The organism is Salinispirillum marinum (assembly GCF_042650105.1).
Lineage (GTDB): Bacteria > Pseudomonadota > Gammaproteobacteria > Pseudomonadales > Natronospirillaceae > Salinispirillum > Salinispirillum marinum.
In genome coordinates this window covers 80,499-103,009 of record NZ_JBHSAL010000008.1, presented here as the reverse complement: position 1 = coordinate 103,009, position 22,511 = coordinate 80,499, and the positions used below count along the sequence as shown (strand labels likewise).

Annotated in this window: 21 protein-coding genes; 10 read left to right on the top strand and 11 right to left on the bottom strand. The window is 52.1% G+C overall.

Going from position 1 to position 22,511, the window contains the following annotated elements; translation table 11 throughout:
* A partial coding sequence (locus tag ACFOSD_RS15695; protein WP_380698246.1) for a hypothetical protein occupies positions 1–216 on the top strand: 216 nt, incomplete at its 5' end.
* Here the strand turns inward: ACFOSD_RS15695 and ACFOSD_RS15690 are convergent.
* The 4 genes from ACFOSD_RS15690 to ilvY all read right to left on the bottom strand — a co-directional run bounded on the left by ACFOSD_RS15690 (position 209) and on the right by ilvY (position 3,599).
* The gene (locus ACFOSD_RS15690) at positions 209–748 is read right to left on the bottom strand and encodes a protein-methionine-sulfoxide reductase heme-binding subunit MsrQ (protein WP_380698244.1); all 540 of its coding nucleotides are present in this window, start codon (positions 746–748) and stop codon (positions 209–211) included. The two genes, ACFOSD_RS15695 and ACFOSD_RS15690, sit on opposite strands and share 8 nt — an antisense overlap.
* 77 nt (positions 749–825) lie before the next feature.
* Entirely contained in the window at positions 826–1,788 is a 963-nt protein-coding gene (msrP, locus tag ACFOSD_RS15685) for a protein-methionine-sulfoxide reductase catalytic subunit MsrP (RefSeq protein ID WP_380698242.1), read from the bottom strand.
* A 99-nt stretch (positions 1,789–1,887) separates the two neighbouring features.
* Positions 1,888–2,697: a CDP-diacylglycerol--serine O-phosphatidyltransferase gene (pssA, locus tag ACFOSD_RS15680; RefSeq protein WP_380698240.1), complete on the bottom strand. Its 810-nt coding sequence runs from the start codon at positions 2,695–2,697 to the stop codon at positions 1,888–1,890.
* A 17-nt stretch (positions 2,698–2,714) separates the two neighbouring features.
* A complete protein-coding gene (gene ilvY, locus ACFOSD_RS15675) occupies positions 2,715–3,599 on the bottom strand; it encodes an HTH-type transcriptional activator IlvY (protein ID WP_380698238.1) in 885 nt (294 codons plus the stop codon).
* A gap of 125 nt (positions 3,600–3,724) precedes the next feature.
* Here ilvY and ACFOSD_RS15670 point away from each other — a divergent pair, with 125 nt between their 5' ends.
* Both ACFOSD_RS15670 and ACFOSD_RS15665 read left to right on the top strand, forming a co-directional pair.
* A complete protein-coding gene (locus ACFOSD_RS15670; RefSeq protein WP_380698236.1) occupies positions 3,725–4,357 on the top strand; it encodes a DsbA family protein in 633 nt (210 codons plus the stop codon).
* A gap of 33 nt (positions 4,358–4,390) precedes the next feature.
* Positions 4,391–5,020 (top strand): YitT family protein, encoded by a 630-nt coding sequence (locus ACFOSD_RS15665; protein ID WP_380698234.1) that lies wholly within the window; start codon positions 4,391–4,393, stop codon positions 5,018–5,020.
* 9 nt (positions 5,021–5,029) lie between these two features.
* Here the strand turns inward: ACFOSD_RS15665 and ACFOSD_RS15660 are convergent, their stop codons facing one another.
* The gene (locus ACFOSD_RS15660) at positions 5,030–5,818 is read right to left on the bottom strand and encodes a LytR/AlgR family response regulator transcription factor (RefSeq protein WP_380698232.1); all 789 of its coding nucleotides are present in this window, start codon (positions 5,816–5,818) and stop codon (positions 5,030–5,032) included.
* A complete protein-coding gene (locus ACFOSD_RS15655; protein ID WP_380698230.1) occupies positions 5,808–6,857 on the bottom strand; it encodes a sensor histidine kinase in 1,050 nt (349 codons plus the stop codon). The genes ACFOSD_RS15660 and ACFOSD_RS15655 overlap by 11 nt, the downstream gene beginning before the upstream one ends.
* Before the next feature lie 258 nt (positions 6,858–7,115).
* Between ACFOSD_RS15655 and ilvC the strand changes: the two genes are divergently transcribed.
* On the top strand, positions 7,116–8,597 hold the full coding sequence (ilvC, locus tag ACFOSD_RS15650) for a ketol-acid reductoisomerase (RefSeq protein ID WP_380698228.1): 1,482 nt from the start codon (positions 7,116–7,118) through the stop codon (positions 8,595–8,597).
* 81 nt (positions 8,598–8,678) lie between these two features.
* Here the strand turns inward: ilvC and ACFOSD_RS15645 are convergent, their stop codons facing one another.
* From ACFOSD_RS15645 to ACFOSD_RS15635, 3 genes are all read right to left on the bottom strand, one after another.
* Complete coding sequence (locus ACFOSD_RS15645) at positions 8,679–9,926, bottom strand: EAL and HDOD domain-containing protein (RefSeq protein WP_380698226.1); 1,248 nt, start codon at positions 9,924–9,926, stop codon at positions 8,679–8,681.
* A gap of 136 nt (positions 9,927–10,062) precedes the next feature.
* Positions 10,063–10,554, bottom strand: coding sequence for an acetolactate synthase small subunit (ilvN, locus tag ACFOSD_RS15640; protein WP_380698224.1), 492 nt, complete (start codon positions 10,552–10,554; stop codon positions 10,063–10,065).
* Between the two features lie 5 nt (positions 10,555–10,559).
* On the bottom strand, positions 10,560–12,275 hold the full coding sequence (locus tag ACFOSD_RS15635) for an acetolactate synthase 3 large subunit (protein ID WP_380698252.1): 1,716 nt from the start codon (positions 12,273–12,275) through the stop codon (positions 10,560–10,562).
* 596 nt (positions 12,276–12,871) lie between these two features.
* Here ACFOSD_RS15635 and ACFOSD_RS15630 point away from each other — a divergent pair.
* On the top strand, positions 12,872–13,378 hold the full coding sequence (locus tag ACFOSD_RS15630; RefSeq protein ID WP_380698222.1) for a TetR/AcrR family transcriptional regulator: 507 nt from the start codon (positions 12,872–12,874) through the stop codon (positions 13,376–13,378).
* Here the strand turns inward: ACFOSD_RS15630 and ACFOSD_RS15625 are convergent.
* Positions 13,341–14,636 (bottom strand): NAD(P)/FAD-dependent oxidoreductase, encoded by a 1,296-nt coding sequence (locus ACFOSD_RS15625; protein ID WP_380698220.1) that lies wholly within the window; start codon positions 14,634–14,636, stop codon positions 13,341–13,343. The two genes, ACFOSD_RS15630 and ACFOSD_RS15625, sit on opposite strands and share 38 nt — an antisense overlap.
* Positions 14,637–14,883: 247 nt before the next feature.
* On the opposite strand from ACFOSD_RS15625, the gene clpB reads away from it, so the two are divergent.
* The 4 genes from clpB (at position 14,884) to modC (ending at position 20,127) form a co-directional block, all read left to right on the top strand.
* Positions 14,884–17,460 carry an ATP-dependent chaperone ClpB gene (clpB, locus tag ACFOSD_RS15620; RefSeq protein WP_380698218.1) on the top strand — a complete coding sequence of 859 codons (2,577 nt, stop codon included), beginning with the start codon at positions 14,884–14,886 and terminating at the stop codon, positions 17,458–17,460.
* 102 nt (positions 17,461–17,562) lie between these two features.
* On the top strand, positions 17,563–18,309 hold the full coding sequence (gene modA / locus ACFOSD_RS15615; protein ID WP_380698216.1) for a molybdate ABC transporter substrate-binding protein: 747 nt from the start codon (positions 17,563–17,565) through the stop codon (positions 18,307–18,309).
* A gap of 34 nt (positions 18,310–18,343) precedes the next feature.
* Positions 18,344–19,030, top strand: a complete 687-nt coding sequence (gene modB, locus ACFOSD_RS15610) for a molybdate ABC transporter permease subunit (RefSeq protein ID WP_380698214.1) — start codon at positions 18,344–18,346, stop codon at positions 19,028–19,030.
* On the top strand, positions 19,027–20,127 hold the full coding sequence (gene modC / locus ACFOSD_RS15605) for a molybdenum ABC transporter ATP-binding protein (protein WP_380698212.1): 1,101 nt from the start codon (positions 19,027–19,029) through the stop codon (positions 20,125–20,127). The genes modB and modC overlap by 4 nt, the downstream gene beginning before the upstream one ends.
* A 20-nt stretch (positions 20,128–20,147) precedes the next feature.
* Here modC and ACFOSD_RS15600 read toward each other — a convergent pair whose 3' ends face one another.
* Complete coding sequence (locus ACFOSD_RS15600) at positions 20,148–20,915, bottom strand: FadR/GntR family transcriptional regulator (protein WP_380698210.1); 768 nt, start codon at positions 20,913–20,915, stop codon at positions 20,148–20,150.
* 244 nt (positions 20,916–21,159) lie between these two features.
* Between ACFOSD_RS15600 and ACFOSD_RS15595 the strand changes: the two genes are divergently transcribed.
* Positions 21,160–22,338 carry an acyl-CoA dehydrogenase gene (locus ACFOSD_RS15595; RefSeq protein WP_380698208.1) on the top strand — a complete coding sequence of 393 codons (1,179 nt, stop codon included), beginning with the start codon at positions 21,160–21,162 and terminating at the stop codon, positions 22,336–22,338.
* Positions 22,339–22,511 lie beyond the last annotated feature (173 nt).

The window sequence follows — 22,511 nt, the reverse complement described above, 5'->3', positions numbered from 1 at the left end:
CTGCTTCGTTTCAGTGGCGCGCATTATACAGCGCCAGCCTTCCGTGTCAATCGTTATTTTGAAGTTTTTTCTTTGTTTTTCAATGACTTAGCGAACCCTTGCCAACTCACTTTAAACCTTCAATACAACGCCCTTAATGGCGAGTGGCCGTGTCAGGGAGCGCGAATTATAGAGACATTCTTGAGGGTGTCAACGGGTAATTTGAAAATTACTTAGCTGCACTCAAACGTCGCTGGAGGACCCACCACAGGCGAACACCCAGAAGCAGCATAACCGTTATGGCTTGAACCATCGGCCAACCCCAATCACCTTTGATTTGCCACAGCGCATGAATCGCAACCAGCATCGCTGCGAGGTATACCCATTGATGCAAATCCTTCCAGCGTTTTTTTAATCGACGCATTGAGAACTGATTCGAGGTAACCGCCAGCAGGAGCAACAAGAAGAGTGCACTTGCACCCAATACAATATAAGGCCGTTGCACAAGTTCTCGACCAAACGAGGAAAGATTGGCGCCTAAAATGAGCCAATAGAACACCAGCACATGAATCACCGCATAGGCAAAGGCCCATAAGCCTACGGCGCGGCGATAACCCACCCAACGCAGCCTAAACCACTTACTCAATGGCGTAAACAATAAGCTGATAATCAGCAGGTTAAATGCCCAATAGCCTGTTTGATCGGCCAGCATCTGCCCCGGATCAGTACTTAAAAGAGTACGCTCTCCATTTATGGTGCGCCAAACCATCCAGCACCAATACAACAACGGAAGCCCACAGAGCAAGTGCACTGCTGGCCGGACCGTGACCTTAAATGTTGACCACATTAATAATAACGCCGCAAATCCATTCCCGTATAAAGCTGAGCCACCTCTTCGGCATAGCCATTAAACATCTGGGTATCAATAACATTGGGACTCAGAAATGAGGATGGTAAACGTCGCTCAGTGGCCTGACTCCAACGAGGGTGATTAACGTTAGGATTAACATTTGCGTAGAACCCATATTCACGAGGCGCCGCAATATTCCAGGTTGTTGGCGGCTCATCGGCCGTAAAGTGGATACGCACGATGGCTTTTATGCTTTTAAATCCATACTTCCAGGGCACCACTAAGCGTAATGGCGCACCGTTTTGATTCGGTAGCACTTCACCATACATACCGACAGCCATCAGCGTGAGCGGATGCATCGCTTCGTCCATACGCAATCCTTCAAGGTAGGGATACGGTATGGCAGGGCGGAATGACCGTTGATTCGGATACTGGTCAGGATCCATTAAGGTTTCAAAGGCGACATATTTGGCGTCACTGGTTGGCTCAAAGCGCTGCAACATATCGGCTAGAGAAAAGCCCAACCAAGGTATGACCATAGACCATGCTTCAACACAGCGCAGACGATAGATACGCTCCTCAAGATTCTGCGTTTGAAGAAGATCTTCCAACGCATAGGTACCGGGATTATTGCATGCCCCAGACACCGTCACCGACCAAGGGTCTGGACGGAAATCCTGAGAATTCCGCACTGGGTCGTCCTTACCCACACCGAATTCATAATAATTATTGTAGTGTGTAGCATCGTATTCAGGCGTCAGTCTTTCGTCTGTAGACACTGTCTGGGGCCAGTCTTGCTTAACCTTCTGCAACATCCAGTCAGCCGGCGTTGCAAACGCCTCGCCGCCGATGGTAGCGGCCCCCACAAGTGCCACACTCCCTCCTAAGAAACGACGCCTATTCACATAGATATCGCGGGGCGTTACATCGTTTTCGGTCAGGCGCTTGCTCTTAGACATGGGAAACCTCTGCTTGAGAACGGTTATAGTCATACGTCAACTGTGTAGACTGAGTTCACTCTACCCAGGTTCCCGACGGACATGGACTTGGCACCAGATTTACAGATCTCCATCCGGAGTTGCCGAACGGCGCTTGAATTTGCGCCATACTTCCATGACAGGCCCGGATCCGGCATAGGCAAAGGCCACGAGCAACAACACGATGGGAGGGTCGAGTGCGACAACAACAAAGGCCATAATGATCAACAACAGTGCCGTGAAAGGAATACGTCCCTTTACCCCTACTTCCTTAAAGCTCCAATAACGCACATTGCTGACCATCAAACAACCCACAGCGGGGACCAAGATAACCATAACGACGGCCAAATCCGTACCTTCTATGCCCAGTTCCGTGAAGGCCCATACAGAGCCTGCCACGATAGCGGCTGCCGCTGGACTGGCCAAACCAACAAAGAACCGCTTATCGGTCGTACTGATCTGGGTGTTGAACCGAGCCAACCGCAAGGCAGCACCCGCAACATAAACAAAAGCCCCTGCCCAGCCTAAATTACCGAGGCTATCGAGCGACCACAACAAAGCCACCAACGCCGGTGCGACGCCGAAGGCTACCAGGTCAGACATGGAATCGTATTGCGCGCCGAACTCACTTTGCGTATGCGTTAACCGAGCCACACGCCCGTCCAAACCATCAAAAATCATCGCCACAAAAATGGCCACTGCCGCATTGTTAAAGTCACCTTTGATCGCGGCGACAATGGCATAGAAACCAGCAAAAAGCGCAGTGGTGGTCAGCAAGTTCGGGATCAGATAAACCCCACGCCGCGCATGGTAAGCGTCTGCGGCACTGAGCGAGTTTTGTTCATTTTCAGTATCTTGCGAAGCGCCTTTTTTGGCCGGTTGCTCACTCATTTCTTACTCAATTCTCATCAACTTGGTGAATGACGCATGCGCCAAAAAGCATCCACTACGGGGTCTTGTAACCGCCGACGCAATGCACATAGGCCAATCTCAAACGGCGCCAAGGCAGGCGTTACGGGCAACACCTGTACTTGCTCCCGCATTGGACTGTTGGTCAACACCAACTCCGGTACAACACCAACACCAAAACCCAATGCAACCATTGAGACAATGGCCTCATGTCCGCCGACTTGGGCATAAACGGTAGGCTGAAGGGTACGCTGCCGAAACCATTCATACAAGCGCTGACGCGCTAAGCCATGCTCCGCAACAATGAACGGAACCGTTTCCCAAGAGATCGGAGAGGCCCCTAGTTGTTCGGAAACCGGACAGGAAATAACAGGGCCAATAAACATCAAAGGCGACCGGGAGAATTCTAGGAATTCAATATTACTGGGCAAAGTATCAGGGCGGGGGGCAATAGCGATATCTGCATCATCCTGTTGGACTTTTTCAATGGCATAAGCGGCGTCACCCGTCTCTACTACCACGTCAATACGAGGATACAAAGGTCGAAAGTGCTGCAACAACTCAAGCAACAGGCTGTAGCTTGCCGTTACAGAGCAATACAACCGAATTTGACCCCGCAGACTGTGTGCCGACTGCTGCAACTCACTCTGCAATTGCTGCCACGCGGATAACATCACTTCAATATGACGGCGCGCTTGTTTCCCTGCAGGCGTCAACACGACCGTCCGGTTGTCGCGCTCAAACAGTACCGTGCCTAATTGTTCTTCCAACCGACTGATGGTGCGGCTGAGCGTGGACGGACTGACGTGCATTTGCGCACTGGTTTTACCGAAGTGCAACGTATTGGCTAACGATAAAAACAAGCGCAGAGATTTGATATCCATCGGTTTTTCCGAATGCCCAACAAACTTGTCCTATCATTGCAGTTAATGCAACGCTTTGTCATGTCTCATTTGCCTCGGCACACCTCTCGCGTCACAATGGAAGGCATCAACAAGAGGTTCATGATATGGCAAAAGCCACCCTGTATTACGCCCATGATCCGATGTGCAGCTGGTGCTACGGCTTCAGCCCCACATGGCAAGCACTGCAAGAAGCCCTCATCGAGCGCTACAGCCAAGACCAATTGCAGATCGTTTATCTGGCCGGAGGTCTGGCGCCCGATTCCGACCAACCCATGCCCGCAGAAATGCGGATGAAATTGGAGGCAATCTGGCACAGAATTGCCGACGAATTGGACGCCACCTTTAATTACGAATTTTGGCAAAACAACACGCCGCGCCGTTCCACCTACCCGGCCTGTCGAGCCGCTATACTGGCGCGCCATGACAACAAGGAAGCAGCAATGATTTCGGCGATTCAACGTGCCTATTATCGTGAGGCACAGAATCCATCCGACACCGATGTACTCTTAGGTTGTGCGGTGGCTATTGGCATGAACTTGGAAACGTTTGCCGAAGCACTGAACAGCGAGGAAACACAGTCTCAATTGCTGCAAGATATTACTCTGGCCCGCAGTTTAGGATTGAATAGTTTCCCGTCCTTCGCATTAGTTCTTGATGACGCGATACACCCTATCCCCTTGGACTATCGAAGCACCGACAACATGCTGCGCTCCATTGCAACGCATCTTTCCGTATAATGCGCCCCCCAAAACGATCAGCTAGGAAATGCCATGACGCAAGAATACGACACCCCGGGATTTGAAGGCCAACAGCACACCTTAGTAGAAGACGGTATCGCCTTGATTCTCGGCACGTTGTTTGTTTCTCTGGGAGTCACACTTTATAGCCACGCCATGCTGTTAACCGGCAGCACAGCGGGCTTGGCTTTCCTATTGCAATACACCAGCAGTTGGAGTTTTGGTCCCATTTTCTTCCTGCTGAATTTACCGTTCTATGTTCTGGCCATCGCTAAAATGGGCTGGAAATTCACTCTCAAGACGTTTGTTGCCGTTGCTTTACTGTCAGCGTTCGCAGAGATGATGCCGCAATGGGTCGTTTTTGAGCAGTTAAATGCAGCCTATGCGGCAATACTGGGTGGTTGTTTGTTTGGTGTCGGTATATTGATGCTGTTTCGTCACCGCGCTAGCCTTGGTGGCATCAACATTCTAGCACTGTACGTGCAAGACCGCTTTGGGGTGCGTGCGGGAACCTTCCAAATGGGCGTTGATGCCGTCATTCTGGTGATGGCTTTTGCTGTCCTACCCTGGCCACAAGTGTTGCTCTCAGTGCTGGGCGCGGGCAGTATGAACCTGATCTTGACCATCAACCACAAACCCGGGCGCTATGTGGGCGTGAGCTGACACTGTCAGCTACATTTGCTTAAACCGTTCTGCAAAACGCCGACTAATGGCAACCGGTGTCTGAACTCCCTTGACGTGCAGACGGTATTGTCCGGTGATACTCCGATGTACTTTTTCAATGGCGGATACCTGCACTAGCGTGCTGCGATGTATCCGCCAGAACTGCGCCTGATCTAATTCATCTTCCAATTGTTTCAATGACCGACGGATTAAGAATTCACCCTGTGGTGTAAATACGGTGGTGTATTTGTCTTCCGCTCTAAACATCAACACATCGTCTACCGCAAGCACGTGAATGTCTTCACCGCGTTGAGCATTAATCCAGCGTAAACGGGATGTCGCTGCATCGTCATTCAACAACGATTTTAAAGTCTGTAGATTCAACCCGCCGTCCGGCTCCGCTGCGGCACGTTTACTCAGTCGAACGAGAGTGTTCGTCAGCCGCGACGCCTCAACCGGCTTGAGCAGGTAGTCCACTGCCTCACGCTCAAACGCCGTTACCGCGTATTGATCATAGGCCGTCAAAAAAACAATGGCGACGTCCTCTGTCAAACCCTCTTGTTGCATCGCCAGAGCTACTTCAAGCCCTGTCATACCCGGCATCTTGATATCCAAAAACACCACATCCGGACGCGTTTCTCGCACTAAAGTAAGCGCCTCGTCGCCGTTAGCGGCCGTGGCGATGACCTCCAGCCGGGGCGCCAACTCGGCCAACAGTTTTTGTAGATGGAACCGCAGTACCGGTTCATCATCGGCAATCAAAGCCGTCGCTTGCCATGTTAAAACGTCATGCGCCATGGTGGGGGATCCTAATCTCGGCCAACACGCCTTGTCCTTGTACAACAGGCCGTACCGTCAATGTTGCCTGCGCACCGTACAGCGACGCTAATCGTTCACGTATATTGGTCAAGCCAATGCCGGTTGAGTCTGTCGCGGTCAACCCTACGCCGTTATCCACAACACGTAAGATCACCCCCTCACCTTCTTGAATGGCTTGTACGGCAATATGCCCCGGCTCAACGTTTGGCTCTATGCCATGCAACAGCGCATTCTCCACTAAGGGCTGCAACAACAAGGGGGGAACTTTCACGGCTTTCAACGCATCTGGCAGTGTCAGCGCGAAGGTCAATCGCGCGCCCATGCGTATTGCCTGAATGTCCAAATAATGTTGTACCAACTCAAACTCTTCCCGCAAGGTCGTCTCCGTAGAGCGAGTGCGCTGTAAATTAGCACGCAGCATGTGGGTCAATGCCGCCACCATGTGTTTAGCTTGCTCAGGCTCAGCGTCAATCAGTGCCTGAATGTTCGCCAGGGTATTGAATAAGAAATGCGGCTCGATTTGACTTTGAAGCAGTTGAAGCTGGCTTTGTACCATTTGCCGCTCTCGCTCAGCGGCCCGTGCTTGCTGTTCTGATACGGCTAGCCGCAAGGATTGCATGCGATACATCGAATAAAAAAAGTAGAAAGCAGCAATACTCACAATAAATGAAAAGAGTGTATTGGTTAACCACAGAGCCATATCAAACGACTCGAACGCCTGCGGGTAATAAAGCGCCATCACCAGCAGTAAATTCAACATTCCTAGGGCAAACCCAAGCGCCATGGCAATGCTGTTATTCAGCAGATCCCGACCTCGTGGGTTGACACGATAGATAAAATTGATAAAGAAAATAATGGACAGCCCGAACCCCGCAGAAATCCAAACATTCAATAAGAACGGAGTGCCGTTAAAGGGTGTAATGACTAAGGCAATAACCAAGCAAAGCAACAAACATTGCCCAATTGCTTTGACAATGTTCTTCCAACCTTTGTCGATAAATGATGGGACTGTTAACACAACAACTGCCTCGGTCTATTTTGAATCATCTTAACCAGCCTGCATGCTAAGGGACAAGTGCAAGCGACCAACGGCAGCCTATCCAGATAAACGGCGGCCTAATCCGATGAACGACAAAAAACCAGCATTGCATAAATTGCAATACAACATTGCTAACAAGTCATTTTGCGCAACAAAGGTTTCGCGGTACACTGCGCAGCGTCGAATCATGGTGGGTTGGCATAGCAGTCCACCCGCCCACACCAAAAGAGGTTTACCGTGTCAAACAACTATTTTAATACTTTGAACTTGCGCCAGCAGCTCGACCAACTCGGGCGCTGCCGTTTTATGGATCGCAATGAATTCGCCAATGAATGCGATTACTTGAAAGGCAAGAAAGTCGTTATCGTTGGCTGTGGTGCTCAAGGCTTAAACCAGGGCCTCAACATGCGCGATTCTGGCCTGGATGTCTCTTATGCTCTGCGGGCTGCGGCCATCGCTGAGAAACGCCAATCATGGAAAAATGCCAGCGAAAATGGCTTCACGGTAGGCTCTTATGAGGAACTGATTCCTCAAGCGGATCTAGTGGTTAATCTGACGCCCGACAAACAGCACTCAGACGTAGTAGAAACCGTTATGCCGATGATGAAAAAAGGCGCTGCTTTGGGTTACTCGCACGGCTTCAACATCGTTGAAGTGGGTCAGCGTATCCGTGACGACATCACCGTTGTGATGGTTGCGCCTAAGTGCCCAGGCACTGAAGTCCGCGAAGAATACAAGCGTGGTTTCGGCGTACCAACCTTGATCGCCGTGCACCCGGAAAACGATCCGCAAGGTGAAGGTCTGGAAATCGCTAAAGCGTGGGCCGCGGCGACAGGTGGCCATCGTGCCGGTGTATTGGAAAGCTCTTTTGTTGCCGAAGTGAAGTCTGACTTGATGGGCGAACAGACCATCCTGTGTGGCATGCTGCAAGCGGGTTCTATTCTGTGCTACGACAAAATGGTCGCCGAAGGTGTTGACGCCGGTTACGCCAGCCATTTAGTACAGTATGGGTGGGAAGTGATCACCGAAGCCTTGAAGTTAGGGGGCATCACCAACATGATGGATCGCTTGTCGAATCCCGACAAGGTCAAAGCCTTTGATTTGGCAGAAGAGCTGAAAGGCTTAATGGCACCTTTGTTCCAAAAGCACCAGGACGACATCATCAGCGGCGAATTTTCGCGCACCATGATGGCCGATTGGGCAGCAGACGACAAAGACCTGTTCCGCTGGCGTGAAGAAACGGGCGAAACGGCCTTTGAAAAGTCGCCTACTTACAGTGGCAAAATCGCTGAACAAGAGTTTTTCGACAATGGCATTCTGATGGTAGCCATGGTTAAAGCAGGCGTTGAATTGGCGTTCGAAACCATGGTGGCGTCTGGCATCATCGAAGAGTCGGCGTATTACGAGTCATTGCACGAGCTGCCATTGATCGCTAACACCATTGCCCGCAAGCGTCTATATGAGATGAACGTCGTTATTTCTGATACTGCCGAATATGGTAACTATCTGTTTGCGAACGCGGCTGTGCCTTTGTTGGCGGAACACGTCATGCCTAAAGTAAAAACAGACGTGATCGGTAAAGGCACGGGCGCGGGCAATGCAGTTGATAACCTGCGCTTGATTGAAGTGAACCGCGAAATTCGCGAGCACCCGATTGAGTGGATCGGTGATGAGCTGCGTGGTTACATGAAGGACATGAAGAAAATCGTAGAGGCTTAATAAAAAGCCCGCAATCAGTAAGAGCTGAGAAACCAAAGCCCGCTATTTCGCGGGCTTTATTATGCCCAAGGATGGGCAAGTCTAAGCAATTAATGCTTCAGAATGGCCTTGTAATACGCTTTTGGCAGCCGATACTTCTTGCAACGCCAGTTGCTGCAATTCGGATAATTTTTCGCGTGTAAGACCCAGCTTTTCCAACGCATTTTCAGATACTTGCTGTGCACTGTAGCGCTGCATAAAACGCCCCAAACGTAGCCACGCGCCTAACCGACCTTTATTGGCCAATAGCGCTTGCTGAAGTAACGTATCCAGCGGCAGGTTTTTTAGCAATGCAGCCATCGGCTCATCAAAAAATGCGTCCAAACAACTCAATAAACCCACCGTAAACGCTGCATCGGCCATCGGTGGATTGGTTTCCCGAGCAACTGCCTGGCAAAAAAACGCGTGAAAGAGAGACAACTCTGTTAAGGCACTGCCACGGTCTGAATTTTTGTCCAACAACAACAGCGTAATCCAACTGCGCAGGCGGTTGAGCCCCAACATGGTGATGGCTTGTTGAATGGATTGGATATTGCGCTGCCGACGATACAACGCAGAGTTGACGAGACGTAAGAGCTTGACCGCTATTGCGGGGTCGCGGTTGATCACACCGACCACATCGCGCACCTGCACATCTTCGCGGTACAACGTGGAGATCAATTCCAGAATGGTGTGACGGTCTGAGCCGCGCGATCGACCCGAAATAATTTGCGGATAACTGAAAAAATACCCTTGGTACATTTCAAAACCCAGCACACGGCAACGATCATAGTCTTCTAACGTTTCGACTTTTTCCGCCAACAGCTGAATATTAAACGACTCCAAAGACTCAACCACCATCGGCAGACGCGATGGGCTGACATGCAACAAGTCTATCTTCACCACATCAATGAGATTGAGGAGTTCGCGTGGATAGCGGCGCGTACCGTAATCGTCCAAGGCCAGTGTAAAGCCACGCGCTTTCAACTCACCCAATTTGCGGATGAGATGGGGCGTTACCGGAACATCTTCCAGCAGTTCAATGACCAAGTGCTTTTTAGCAAACTCAGGCACCGCCGACAGCATATCAAGGGTGAAGTTAACAAAGGCGCGCTTGCCATCCACCACTTCCATTAAATCAACTTCGGTGAGCGCATTGATCAGCACTTGGGCGGAGGCTTCAGAGCCATTTTCGAAAACCGCGTGATTACCTACCATTCCACGGTACAGGAGTTCATACCCTACGATACGAAGGTCTGAATCAAATATGGGCTGGCGTGCAAACAGCGGACGATCTGCGGTTTCGGTCATGTCTTCCTCACTGACGGTATAAACGCAATCCGTGCTAGGAGTGTAGACCAGCTTGCCATAGGTTGCACAAGCTGGCCGTGTAAACTCCGACTATGATACCTTTTTCTAATACAACAACACCAGCACAGATGTCAGGTTAAACACTCAAGGTTTTCTCACCGCGAGAAATACCCGACACTCCGGTACGCACCACCTCCAGCAAAGTGGCTTGCGCCAGCGAGTTGAGGAAGGCATCCAACTTTTCACTGGTGCCTGTGGCTTGAATCGTATAAGTATTGGGCGTCACATCGATGATCTGACCGCGAAAAATATCCGCTGTCCGCTTCACTTCTTCGCGCTGCACGCCGGAAGCGCGAACCTTGACCAACATCAATTCACGCTCAACATGCGTGCCTTCGGTCAGATCAATCAACTTCACCACTTCAATCAACTTATGCAATTGTTTGGTGATCTGTTCTATCACTTCATCAGACCCTTTGGTGACCAGCGTCATCCGTGACAATGTCGGATCTTCCGTGGGCGCTACCGTTAGCGAGTCAATGTTATACCCGCGTTGGGCAAACAACCCGACTACCCGAGCCAATGCGCCGGATTCGTTTTCCATCAATACAGAAATTATGCGTCGCATGGCTATTAGGTCCTCTCCGTCTTGCTCAAAAACATATCGCACATAGCACCCGTTGGTACTTGCATCGGGTATACGTGCTCCTTTGGCTCCACTAATACATCCAAGAACACCAGCCGGTCTTTCATGGCGAACGCTTCACGCAATGCAGGCTCTAAATCAGACGGCTTCTCAATGCGCATGCCAACATGGCCATAGGCTTCTGCTAACTTCACAAAATCCGGCAACGAATCCATGTAGGAGTTGGAATAACGTGACTCATAGTTCATGTCTTGCCACTGTTTAACCATACCCAGATAGCCGTTATTCAAGTTCAAGATCTTCACCGGCAAGTTATATTGCTTGCAGGTAGAGAGCTCCTGAATATTCATCTGAATCGAGCCTTCACCGGTTACACAAACCACATCGTTTTCAGGATAATTTAAGGCCACGCCCATGGCGGCTGGCAGGCCAAAACCCATGGTGCCCAAACCGCCTGAATTGATCCAACGGTTGGGTTTGTCGAACTTGTAATACTGTGCAGCAAACATTTGGTGCTGACCAACATCACTGGTTACATAGGCGTCGCCATTGGTTACCCGCCACAGTGTTTCAATCACCTGTTGCGGTTTAAGCAAGGCGCTGTCGTCGGTGTTAAAACGTCCACCATGACGCGTGCGCCACTCATTAATTTGCTTCCACCAATGGGCCAAGGCTTCCTGGTCAACCGCCAGTTTGCTGTCTTCAATGGCGCTCAACATTTCTTCCAAAACAGCACGCACGGGGCCAACAATGGGCACATCGGCCGATACGGTTTTGGAAATCGATGTTGGATCGATGTCGATATGAATGATTTTCGCCCCGGGGCAAAACTTTTTGGTGTTATTGGTCACCCGATCATCAAAGCGCGCGCCCACGGCCAATATGACGTCGGCATTGTGCATCGCCGTATTGGCTTCGTAGGTGCCGTGCATGCCGAGCATACCGACGAATTGTTTATCGGTTGCCGGATAAGCACCCAGGCCCATCAGGGTATTCGTCACCGGATAGCCAAGATTCTTCGCTAACGTCACCAGTAGATCGGACGCTTTACCCAAAATGACTCCGCCACCGGAATAAATCATCGGACGCTTGGCCTGCATCAGCAAATTGACGGCTTTTTTGATCTGCCCACTGTGACCACGGGTGACGGGATTATAAGAGCGCATTTTAATTTCCGTCGGATAGACGTACGGAAAGCGCTCATTCGGCATGGTCATGTCTTTCGGAATATCGAGCACCACCGGACCAGGGCGACCGCTTTCGGCGATGTAGAACGCCTTCTTAACCAGCATGGGAATGTCTTCAGGGCGACGGACCGACATATTATGCTTCACCACTGGGCGCGAAATTCCCATCATGTCCGTTTCTTGAAACGCATCTTCACCAATTAAATGGCTCATGACCTGACCGGTAATGATGACCATAGGAATTGAATCCATGTAGGCCGTCGCAATACCGGTAACGGCGTTGGTAGCGCCGGGGCCACTGGTCACCAGTACAACACCGGCCTTGCCAGATGCACGCGCATAGGCATCGGCCATGTGGGTCGCGGCTTGTTCATGACGCACGAGAATATGTTGCACATCGTCCTGCCGGTGTAAGGCATCATAAATATGCAGCACGGCACCACCGGGGTAGCCATAAATATGTTTCACGCCTTCGTCTTTCAAGGCGCGCATAAGCATTTGTCCACCGGATAACATCGGCGGCTGATCGTGGGTGTCGGTCATGGGCTGGCACTCGCTCTGGCAAAGTTAAAATGACTAACGAGCACTGCGATAGCATGCCAAAGCATGAACACCAGAATGTGACCACAAAGGGAGTAGAAGACTCGCTCTGCATTGACGCATTCATGGCCCTTACAGAGGAGAAAACAACGCGCGGCACTGAGCAGGATGCAAAGCTGCGGCTACGTTGAGACAAACCTGTGTGTGCATGATCGTGGTAACAATGCATGCTGGCAGGACCAAGTGGTCGCCCCTCGACTCTTATACCTGCGGTTAACCGGCCATTTGACGTGTGATGATCCGCGATAAACAGCCTTGTGAGCTGTCTAACTGCCACCTTGCACTACAAATTCACTGGTAGATTGCATTAAAAAATCAGAATCGAAGCAATCGATACTCGTTGAGTCGCCACGTCACAATACGTAACGTTGACTTGTGGCTATTGTCTTCTAATACGCTTAAAAGTCAACCACCGGCACGGTGTTTTGTCCGATTGAATCCGATCGTATCTGCTTTACGCCCCCCTAACGAAAGTTTACTCTTAGTAAAATTTTAAGCAGCGAGCAGTCTCGATGGCCCGTGCGTCAAAACGCGATCATATTGTCGCCGAAGCAACCCAGCTATTTTTGACTCAGGGTTTCAAAGGTACGTCCATCGATTTGGTGGTCAGTACCTGTGCCGTATCCAAACCCACGGTGTATAACCACTTCCCCGACAAAGCCGTACTGGTAGCCGCCGTCATTGAAACGTGGCTCGAAGAGCATAAACCCAGCACAGATATCTCCTGCGCCTCGGAAGACACACTGTGGGCGTATTTGGACCAGTATTGGTGGTGCGACCAACATATGGCCATGTATCGTTTGATTATTGCTGAGGGATGGCGTTTTGCGGCGGCGGCCGATCGTTTTTGGCGCGAATTTGATGCAAGGTGGCAAAAGGTAGCACTGCGAGCGTTAAGTACGCACTTCGCCTATTCACTGACGGAGGCACAAGACAAAGTCGACGCCATACGCTGGCGCCGACTCCTGCTTTCAATGCCGGTTAATGCAGTTTCAAGCGCGGTTTCAGAATGTGATTAACCCGCTCAACGATGGTAATCAACAGCATTCGCAACCAACCGTGCAAAGCCAACTGGTGCATGCGATATAACGAAATGTACACCAAGCGCGCCATACGGCCTTCGATCATCATGCTGCCACGAGTTAAATTCCCCATCAGACTTCCGACCGTGCTGTAATGGCTTAACGAAATCAGCGATCCATGATCCTTGTACTTAAAGGTCTGTAAGGGCTTATTTTTAAGCAACGCCAATAAATTTTTGTACACCAAAGACGCCATCTGATGCGCCGACTGGGCACGGGGTGGCACCCATTTACCATCGGGCAATTGACACGCAGCACAATCGCCCAACACATGGATGTTCGGATCGTCTTCTGGGTTCAAATGCAGATTCACCAGTACTTGGTTATTACGATTGGTCGCCAAGCCACCCAAGCCCTGCATAAAGTTAGGTGCTTTGATGCCGGCCGCCCACACCATCAATGAACTGCGAATCAACTCTCCTTCTGCCGTGTGCAAGCCTTCGGCACTGGCCTTCACAACTTTAGCCTGAGTACGCACATCCACGCCCAAAGCGCGCAACTCCATGTGCGCAGAACCGGCAATGCGAGCGGGCAATGCGGGCAAGATGCGCTCACCTGCTTCCAACAGTGTCACGGACAAGTGACTCAAAGAGACATTATTCAACCCGTAGACTTTAAAGAGTTCCGCTGCATTGTAGAGTTCAGCCGCGAGTTCCACGCCGGTTGCCCCACCGCCCACAATGGCAATGTTCAATTTTGCATCGGGTTGCGTTTCCAGCTGCTGATTCAGGCGCAAAAAGCCGTGCACCAAACGCTGGCGAAAACGCTCGGCCTGAGTAGGTGTATCAAGGAAAATACAATGCTCGGCAATACCCGGCACTCCGAAATCATTGGATACCGAACCAATGGCCAGCACCAAATGATCATAGGACAATGTGCGCTCAGGCAACACTTCTTGTCCCTCGCCCGACATCAACGGTGCCAAGGTAATGGTTTTGGTCGTGCGATCAAGACCACTCAGCGTACCCAACACGAATGAAAAGTGATGATTGTGCGCATGCGCCCGATAACTGACTTCATCCACGCCAGCATCCAAAGACCCCGTGGCGACTTCGTGCAACAACGGCTTCCAAATGTGCGTTTGATTGCGATCCACCAAGGTAATTTTGGTCTTGTTTCGCTTACCTAGCTTGCGCCCCAGGCGCGTTGCGAGCTCCAAGCCACCGGCACCACCACCAACAACGACAATATGCATGACAGCATACTCCTTAACATGAATAATCCTGTCCGGCACACCTGATAAAACGATACAAAAGAAAGAAAAATTCAGGCACTTACCGATGGCTTGATGATGCGCCGCTGCAGTCCGACATGCAACCCGACAATATCCACTTTAAACACTGATCTGGGGCAACAGATTACTCTGTGAACATTGAAAAGCCGACCAGCACGCCCCATAACTGATTCAATTCCAGAATTTGTTCCTACAGGAGGAGCACACCATGCGTATTGACCGCCTAACCAGCAAATTACAGCTGGCGTTAGCTGACGCGCAATCGCTTGCCGTTGGCCGCGACCATAATTTTATCGAACCGGCGCATTTATTATTGGCCCTGCTCGATCAACAAGGTTCCAGTATCGTGCCGCTCTTGCGTCAGGCCGGTGCCCAAGCCAACGCGGTGCGTTCTGCCACCGAGAAACATCTTGCCCAATTGCCCTCCATCCAAAATCACGATGGTGACGTGCACATGTCGAATGACCTCGGGCGGGTCATGAACCTGGCCGATAAGCTGGCGCAAAAAGGCAAGGATCAGTTTATTTCATCCGAAATTGTTTTGTTGGCCATGGCACAAGACAAAGGCCCAATCGCCAAGCTCTTAGCGGATACGGGCGTAACGTCCGCCGCTTTAGAGTCGGCCATCGCATCGGTACGTAACGGTGAAAAAGTCGACTCACAGGAAGCAGAAGATGCACGCCAGGCACTCGACAAATACACCGTCAACCTGACCGAACGCGCTATGCATGGCAAGCTTGATCCCGTCATTGGTCGGGATGACGAAATTCGCCGCACTATTCAGGTCCTACAACGGCGGCGTAAAAACAACCCGGTTCTCATTGGTGAACCCGGTGTCGGTAAAACGGCCATCGTAGAAGGGTTAGCGCAACGTATTGTGAACGGTGAAGTTCCCGAAAGCTTAAAGAACAAGCAGGTACTGTCGCTGGATCTCGGCTCGCTGCTGGCCGGAGCAAAATACCGAGGCGAGTTTGAAGAACGGTTGAAAGCCGTACTGAATGAGCTGTCAAAACAGGAAGGCCAGATCATTCTCTTTATCGACGAGCTTCACACCATGGTCGGAGCAGGAAAAGGTGAAGGAGCCTTGGATGCCGGAAACATGCTCAAGCCCGCCTTAGCCCGCGGCGAGTTGCATTGCGTCGGCGCCACCACGCTCAACGAATACCGGCAGTACATCGAAAAAGACGGCGCACTGGAACGGCGTTTTCAGAAAGTTATGGTGGAAGAACCCAATGAAGAAGCGGCCATTGCCATCATGCGCGGTTTGAAAGAAGCCTACGAATTGCACCACGGCGTCGACATAACCGATTCGGCGCTTATTTCGGCGGTCACACTGTCGCAACGTTACATCACCGACCGCCAACTCCCGGACAAAGCCATTGATTTAATCGACGAAGCCGCGAGCCGGATTCGGATGGAAATCGACTCCAAACCGGAATCCATGGACCGGCTGGAGCGGCGGTTGATTCAACTCAAAATCGAGGCCGAAGCCCTGAAGAAAGAACAGGATTCCGCTGCCAAAAAGCGGCTGGAACAATTACAAAAAACCATCGTGCAGGTCGAGCGGGAATACGCCGATCTAGACGAAATTTGGAATACTGAAAAGGCTTCATTGCAAGGCTCGCAAAAAATTAAAGAGCAATTGGAAGAGGCGCGCAAACAGATCGACGCAGCCCGACGCAAAGGCGAACTCGCCTTAATGTCGGAACTGCAATACGGTCGCATTCCTGACTTGGAGCGACAGCTCGACATGGCCAGCCAAGCCGAAATGATGGACATGCAGTTGCTGCACAACAAGGTGACCGAAGAATCCATTGCTCAGGTCATTGCGCGCTGGACGGGTATCCCCGTGGAAAAAATGCTCGAAGGCGAACGCGACAAACTGGTGCGTATGGAAGAAGCGTTGCACGCCAAGGTCATCGGTCAGCATGAAGCTGTCGTTTCTGTGGCGAATGCGGTGCGTCGTTCACGCTCTGGTTTGTCGGACCCCAACCGCCCGAACGGTTCTTTCTTGTTCTTGGGGCCAACCGGGGTGGGTAAAACCGAACTGTGCAAAGCCTTGGCCGAGTTCTTGTTCGACACCCAAGACGCCATGGTGCGCATCGATATGTCGGAATTTATGGAGAAACACTCGGTAGCGCGCTTGGTGGGCGCACCGCCGGGGTATGTGGGCTATGAAGAAGGCGGCTACCTGACCGAAGCTGTGCGCCGTCGCCCATACAGCGTGATTTTGCTCGACGAAGTGGAAAAAGCACACCCGGATGTATTCAACATTCTTTTACAGGTGCTGGACGATGGTCGCCTAACGGACGGTCAGGGCAGAACCGTTGACTTCCGCAACACGGTGATTGTGATGACATCCAACTTGGGTAGCGATGTTATCCAAACCTTATCCGGCGAAGCCAATTACGACGCCATGAAAGACGCCGTGATGGATGTGGTCGGCACGCATTTCCGCCCCGAGTTCATCAACCGGGTCGATGAAATCGTGGTCTTTCATCCGCTGGAAGAAGCCCAGATCAGGGGCATTGCCGAAATTCAACTGGGCTTGCTGCGCAAGCGCTTGGGCGAACAACAGTTGGGCATCAGCCTATCGGATGTCGCCATGACCTTGCTCTGTGAAGCCGGGTATGACCCGGTATATGGTGCCCGCCCACTGAAACGCAGCATTCAACGTGAGCTGGAAAACCCGCTGGCCACCGCCCTATTGAAAGGTGAGTTTACGCCGGGTGACACCATTCAAGTGGACGTACTGGATGGCAAGCTCACCTTCGCCACCGCTTAACCTTAATAGGCCGCACTTGCGGCCTTTTTCTTATTGGCAAAGCGCTGGCGGATACTGATAAGCTGTCAGCGCTTACCGACCGTTTTGTAATGGAAAACCTGCATGTTCGCACGTTCATTTTTGGCATTGCTGTTGTCCCTGCTGGGCAGTACGTTGGCAGGGGCGCAAAACCTTACCGTGGTCGCTGCTGCCTCGGTACGCCATGCGATGCAGGACATCGTTGCCAGCTATCAACAACAATTTCCAGACGACGCCATACGAATCATTTTTGGCGCCTCCGGTGGTCTCACCACGCAAATCATAAATGGGGCACCTTTTGACCTGTTTTTTTCGGCAGATACCGCCTTACCGCAAAGGCTCTACGATGAAGGGTTAACCACCGGCAAACCCGTGGTTTATGCCGAAGGACGCTTGGTACTCTGGAGTGCGGACCTTGATGCCAGTACCCTGACCCTGCACGACCTGACATCGCCCAACATTCGCCGAATCGCCATGGCGCAACCACGCACCGCCCCTTATGGACAGCGCGCCCAAGAAGCCTTAACAAACCTGGGTCTATGGGACGTGGTGGAGGAAAAAATCGTATTCGGTGAAAATATCTCGCAAGCCGCTCGGATGGCGGAAGCCGGTGCGGCCGAGATTGGGCTGATCGCCTTGTCACTGGCCGTGGTGCCGCCGCTGAATGACCAGCCGTTCCAGCTCATCGATCGTGACCTACATGCGCCGCTGACGCAGGCGTTTGTGATCACCCGGCGCGCCGCCAGTAACCCGATAGCACATCGCTTTGCTGACTTCATTGGCACGCCGGAAGTTACAGCGATTCTGCGTCAGCACGGGTTACACTCATGACCCTGTCGCAGTGGAAGCCATGGAATCCGACGTCATGCTGAGCCTAAGCGCGGCCGAATGGCAGGCCATCGGCGTCACGCTTAAACTTTGCCTCTACAGCACCCTCATCCTGCTCGTCATCGCCACGCCATTGGCGTGGTGGTTGGCGCAGCGACGCACCAAAGTACGCATCATCGTGCAAGCCTTGGTCGCTTTACCTTTGGTATTACCACCGACCGTATTAGGGTTTTACTTGTTGTTGGTGTTAGGCCCGCGCGGCGCTATCGGCAGCACCTTAGAATCCATCGGCCTCACACACTTGGCGTTTTCGTTTACCGGCATTTTGGTGGCCTCAGTTATTTATTCCTTACCCTTCGCCGTTCAACCGTTGCAAGAAGCGTTTCGACAACTCGGACAACGCCCGACGGAAGTGGCTGCAATGCTGGGTGCCGGGCCTATTGACCGCTTTATCACCGTCATTCTTCCGCTCACACGCGGTGGTTTCATCATCGCTGCCACGCTGTCGTTTGCACATACGTTAGGCGAGTTTGGGGTCATCTTGATGTTGGGCGGCAGTATTCCCGGCGAAACCCAGGTGCTTTCGGTACTGATATATGACCACGTCGAATCCTTAAACTATGCCGCGGCGCACCGCCTCTCCTTGCTGATGCTTGCCTTCTCGTTTTTGACCTTGTTTGTGGTATACAGCGTCAACCGCCGTTTCGAGGTGAGCAAACTGTGAAACTGCATGTACATACACACCTCACACGCGCGAACTTTACGTTAGCGGTTGACTGCACGCTGCCCCTTTCGGGCGTCACCGCTTTATTCGGGCGTTCCGGGTGCGGCAAAACAACCCTCTTACGCATCATTTCAGGTCTGGACCCGGCCGCCAATAGCAGGGTTGCCATCGAACAAACGTCGGGGGATATAACCGTATGGCAAGATAGCCGACAGTTTGTACCCCTGCACCGGCGGCGCATCGGCATGGTGTTTCAAGAGCCTAGCCTGCTACCGCACCTTTCTGTGCGAGAGAATCTTCTGTTCGGTTTCCGTCGCACGCCCGAGGCGGAAAGGCACGTAACCTTTGACGACGCCGTGAACTTGTTAGGCATCACCGAACTTGTTGATCGCCCGGTACACGCACTTTCCGGCGGGCAAGCCCAGCGGGTGTCACTGGGCCGTGCCCTACTGCGAAACCCACAATTATTATTGTTGGATGAACCCCTGTCCGCGCTCGACACGCAAACAAAACGGGAAATCATGCCGTTTCTGAGCCGCTTGGCGAACGACGTCGACATTCCCATCATTTTAGTGACCCATGCCGCCGAGGAAGTCGAACAATTGGCCGATCGTGTGGTGTTTATGCATCAAGGTGACATTGAACGCATTGAATCACTGGCCGACGCGATTTTACGCCCCGACTCTCCATTGTTCATCGACCGGGGAGCCGCTTCCGTGCTGTATGGCGAACTTGGCGCTGTAAACGCGCACGGGTTGCAATCTTTCGGCAACCGAGACATTCAACTCTGGCTGCAGCCTACCGGTGTTACCCAGTCGCCTGCTTTGCAAAAGCAGCAGAAGACGAGACTGCGCATCATGGCGCGCGATGTGAGCCTGGCACTTAACCCTATCCCTGACGTGAGCATTCAAAATCAATTGCCCGCAACGATTGACCGCATTGACTCGCCAGAGGGCGGTCGCGTGGTCGTGGTGTGTCATCTCCAAGACGGACAAGTTATTCTGGCCGAAATTTCCCCGTGGGCCAAAGCGCAACTGAACTTGCATGTCGGACAATCCATCGTGGTTTTGGTCAAAGCCGTTGCTCTGTTGAACTGAACGAATGTATAGGCCACCTGTCAAGAACCACTCAACAGGCCCCCGGCTAATTGACCTTCTAACTCTACATTGAACGCTTGTGCACTCAACATATGCTCGGTCATCAGCGTTTTAACCAACGTCTTATCACGCTGTTGAAATGCCGTATTCAATGCTCTGTGGAAATGCAGGTTTGCTTCCGAAAACTCGCGTTGCTCCGGCAACTGAACTTTCTTATAGATCACCAAGTCTTTAATCAGGTCATTCAGGAAGCGCCCTAAAAAGGCAAACAACGGATTTCCACAACGATCCGCCAAGACATTGTGAAACTCCAGCTCCGCAATGCGCTGCTCTAAGCGCGCGTCAAGGCTGGCGGGAGGCGTAGCGCACAACTCGGTAAGCCGATTGAGCTCTTGCAGATCGGCATCGGTAAGATGCTCAACAGCCATCTCTGCTATCTGCGGCTCCACCAACAGGCGCAACTGGTAAATATCCGGCCCGGTTGGATGTTGAAAGTGGAGATAATTCCGCAACAACTGGGACGCCAAGGGGTAAGGCACCTGCGCCAACACCGCCCCACCGTTTGGCCCCGTTTTAATCGTGATCAACCCCTGCACTTCCAGCGACTTCAATGCTTCGCGCACCGTACCGCGCGCGCAGTCGAATTCGTCCATTAGCGTGGCTTCGTTGGGCAAACGATCACCGGGTTGCATGTCTTGCAACACTACCCAACGCTTCACCGATTCGACAATTTGATCAGCTCTTTTTACCCGTCGTGTGGTGTCTAGCCCTGACCAGGATTTCTTCATTATTTTATCTTCTCGCTTGATTTATGGTATTTATTATAATAAATAGTACGAATTACTCCACCACTTTGATTGCCGTGCTTAGGTTGCTCACTGTCTGGAGGTCTCAACACGGGGACGCTGTAAATACATCCCTGTAAGCTCATCGGCCGCTTCCCTGCGGCCGACGCCCCTTTGTTAAGACCTCCAGACACCTCCCAACCTGCCCAGCAACCACCCCAACCGTTTACTCAATTGAGGAAAGATGATGGCCGGATTTCAATGGGACGACGCACTGCTACTGGACCAACAACTGACCGAAGACGAACGCCTCATCCGTGATGCCGCGCGCGCCTACTGTCAGGACAAACTGCAACCGCGTGTCATGAGCGCCGCCCGCGAAGAACGCTTCGACCGCGAAATTATGACCGAAATGGGCGAACTCGGCTTGCTCGGAGCCACCGTCGCCGAACAATATGGTGGCGCAGGCGTTGGCCATGTCGCCTATGGTTTGGTCGCGCGTGAGGTAGAACGTGTTGATTCCGGCTATCGCTCCGCCATGAGCGTACAGTCTTCCTTGGTGATGTATCCCATCGAAGCCTATGGCAGCGAAGCACAAAAAATGAAATACCTGCCCAAACTCGCCACGGGCGAAATGGTCGGCTGCTTCGGCTTGACTGAACCCAACCATGGTTCAGACCCCGGCTCCATGGAGACCCGCGCCAAGAAAGTCGACGGCGGCTACTTGCTGACCGGCGCGAAAATGTGGATCACCAACAGCCCGATTGCAGACATTGCGGTTGTTTGGGCAAAGTCGGATGCCCACGAGAACAAGATCAAAGGCTTTATCGTCGAGCGCGGCACCGAAGGGTTCAGCACGCCCAAGATTCACGGCAAGCTGTCCCTGCGAGCATCGATCACCGGAGAAATCGTGTTGGATAACGCCTTTGTACCCGATGAAAACCTACTGCCAAATGCACAAGGCTTGGGCGGACCGTTCGGCTGTTTAAACAAAGCCCGGTTTGGCATCGCTTGGGGCGTCATGGGCGCAGCAGAAGCCTGTTGGCATGCGGCGCGGCAGTACACGTTAGACCGGAAGCAGTTTGGTCGTCCGTTGGCGGCCACACAGTTGGTGCAGTTGAAGCTGGCCAACATGCAAACCGAGATCACGCTGGGCTTGCAAGCCGCATTGCAAGTCGGTCGGCTGATGGATAGTGGTAACTGGGCACCCGAGATGATTTCGCTGATCAAGCGCAACAACTGCGGCAAGGCGTTAGACGTGGCACGCGTGGCGCGGGATATGCACGGTGGCAATGGCATTTCCGAAGAATTCGGCGTGATGCGCCACATGGTGAACCTCGAAACGGTCAACACTTACGAGGGCACGCACGACGTTCACGCGCTGATCCTCGGGCGGGCGCAGACAGGCATTCAAGCGTTCTTCTGAGCCGCTGAAGGTAGTTTCTCAAGATCTACCTCAAGGGTAGGGAGAGGTAGAACCGGACACGCCGTGAACCCATCCATGGGGGCTCGACAAGCGCATCCATGCGCTTGAACGGTCCTCTCTACCTCTCCCTACCCTTGAGGCTGACCGGTAGCCCACACTACAGCTAGAGAAAC

Bases quoted from the DNA above. Each gene is read 5' to 3' on its own strand.
- ACFOSD_RS15690 (WP_380698244.1), bottom strand. From the start codon at position 748: ATGGTTTGGCGCACCATAAATGGAGAGCGTACTCTTTTAAGTACTGAT.
- msrP (WP_380698242.1), bottom strand. From the start codon at position 1,788: ATGTCTAAGAGCAAGCGCCTGACCGAAAACGATGTAACGCCCCGCGAT.
- pssA (WP_380698240.1), bottom strand. From the start codon at position 2,697: ATGAGTGAGCAACCGGCCAAAAAAGGCGCTTCGCAAGATACTGAAAAT.
- ilvY (WP_380698238.1), bottom strand. From the start codon at position 3,599: ATGGATATCAAATCTCTGCGCTTGTTTTTATCGTTAGCCAATACGTTG.
- ACFOSD_RS15670 (WP_380698236.1), top strand. From the start codon at position 3,725: ATGGCAAAAGCCACCCTGTATTACGCCCATGATCCGATGTGCAGCTGG.
- ACFOSD_RS15665 (WP_380698234.1), top strand. From the start codon at position 4,391: ATGACGCAAGAATACGACACCCCGGGATTTGAAGGCCAACAGCACACC.
- ACFOSD_RS15660 (WP_380698232.1), bottom strand. From the start codon at position 5,818: ATGGCGCATGACGTTTTAACATGGCAAGCGACGGCTTTGATTGCCGAT.
- ACFOSD_RS15645 (WP_380698226.1), bottom strand. From the start codon at position 9,926: ATGACCGAAACCGCAGATCGTCCGCTGTTTGCACGCCAGCCCATATTT.
- ilvN (WP_380698224.1), bottom strand. From the start codon at position 10,554: ATGCGACGCATAATTTCTGTATTGATGGAAAACGAATCCGGCGCATTG.
- ACFOSD_RS15635 (WP_380698252.1), bottom strand. From the start codon at position 12,275: ATGTTATCCGGTGGACAAATGCTTATGCGCGCCTTGAAAGACGAAGGC.
- ACFOSD_RS15630 (WP_380698222.1), top strand. From the start codon at position 12,872: ATGGCCCGTGCGTCAAAACGCGATCATATTGTCGCCGAAGCAACCCAG.
- ACFOSD_RS15625 (WP_380698220.1), bottom strand. From the start codon at position 14,636: ATGCATATTGTCGTTGTTGGTGGTGGTGCCGGTGGCTTGGAGCTCGCA.
- clpB (WP_380698218.1), top strand. From the start codon at position 14,884: ATGCGTATTGACCGCCTAACCAGCAAATTACAGCTGGCGTTAGCTGAC.
- modA (WP_380698216.1), top strand. From the start codon at position 17,563: ATGTTCGCACGTTCATTTTTGGCATTGCTGTTGTCCCTGCTGGGCAGT.
- modB (WP_380698214.1), top strand. From the start codon at position 18,344: ATGCTGAGCCTAAGCGCGGCCGAATGGCAGGCCATCGGCGTCACGCTT.
- ACFOSD_RS15600 (WP_380698210.1), bottom strand. From the start codon at position 20,915: ATGAAGAAATCCTGGTCAGGGCTAGACACCACACGACGGGTAAAAAGA.
- ACFOSD_RS15595 (WP_380698208.1), top strand. From the start codon at position 21,160: ATGGCCGGATTTCAATGGGACGACGCACTGCTACTGGACCAACAACTG.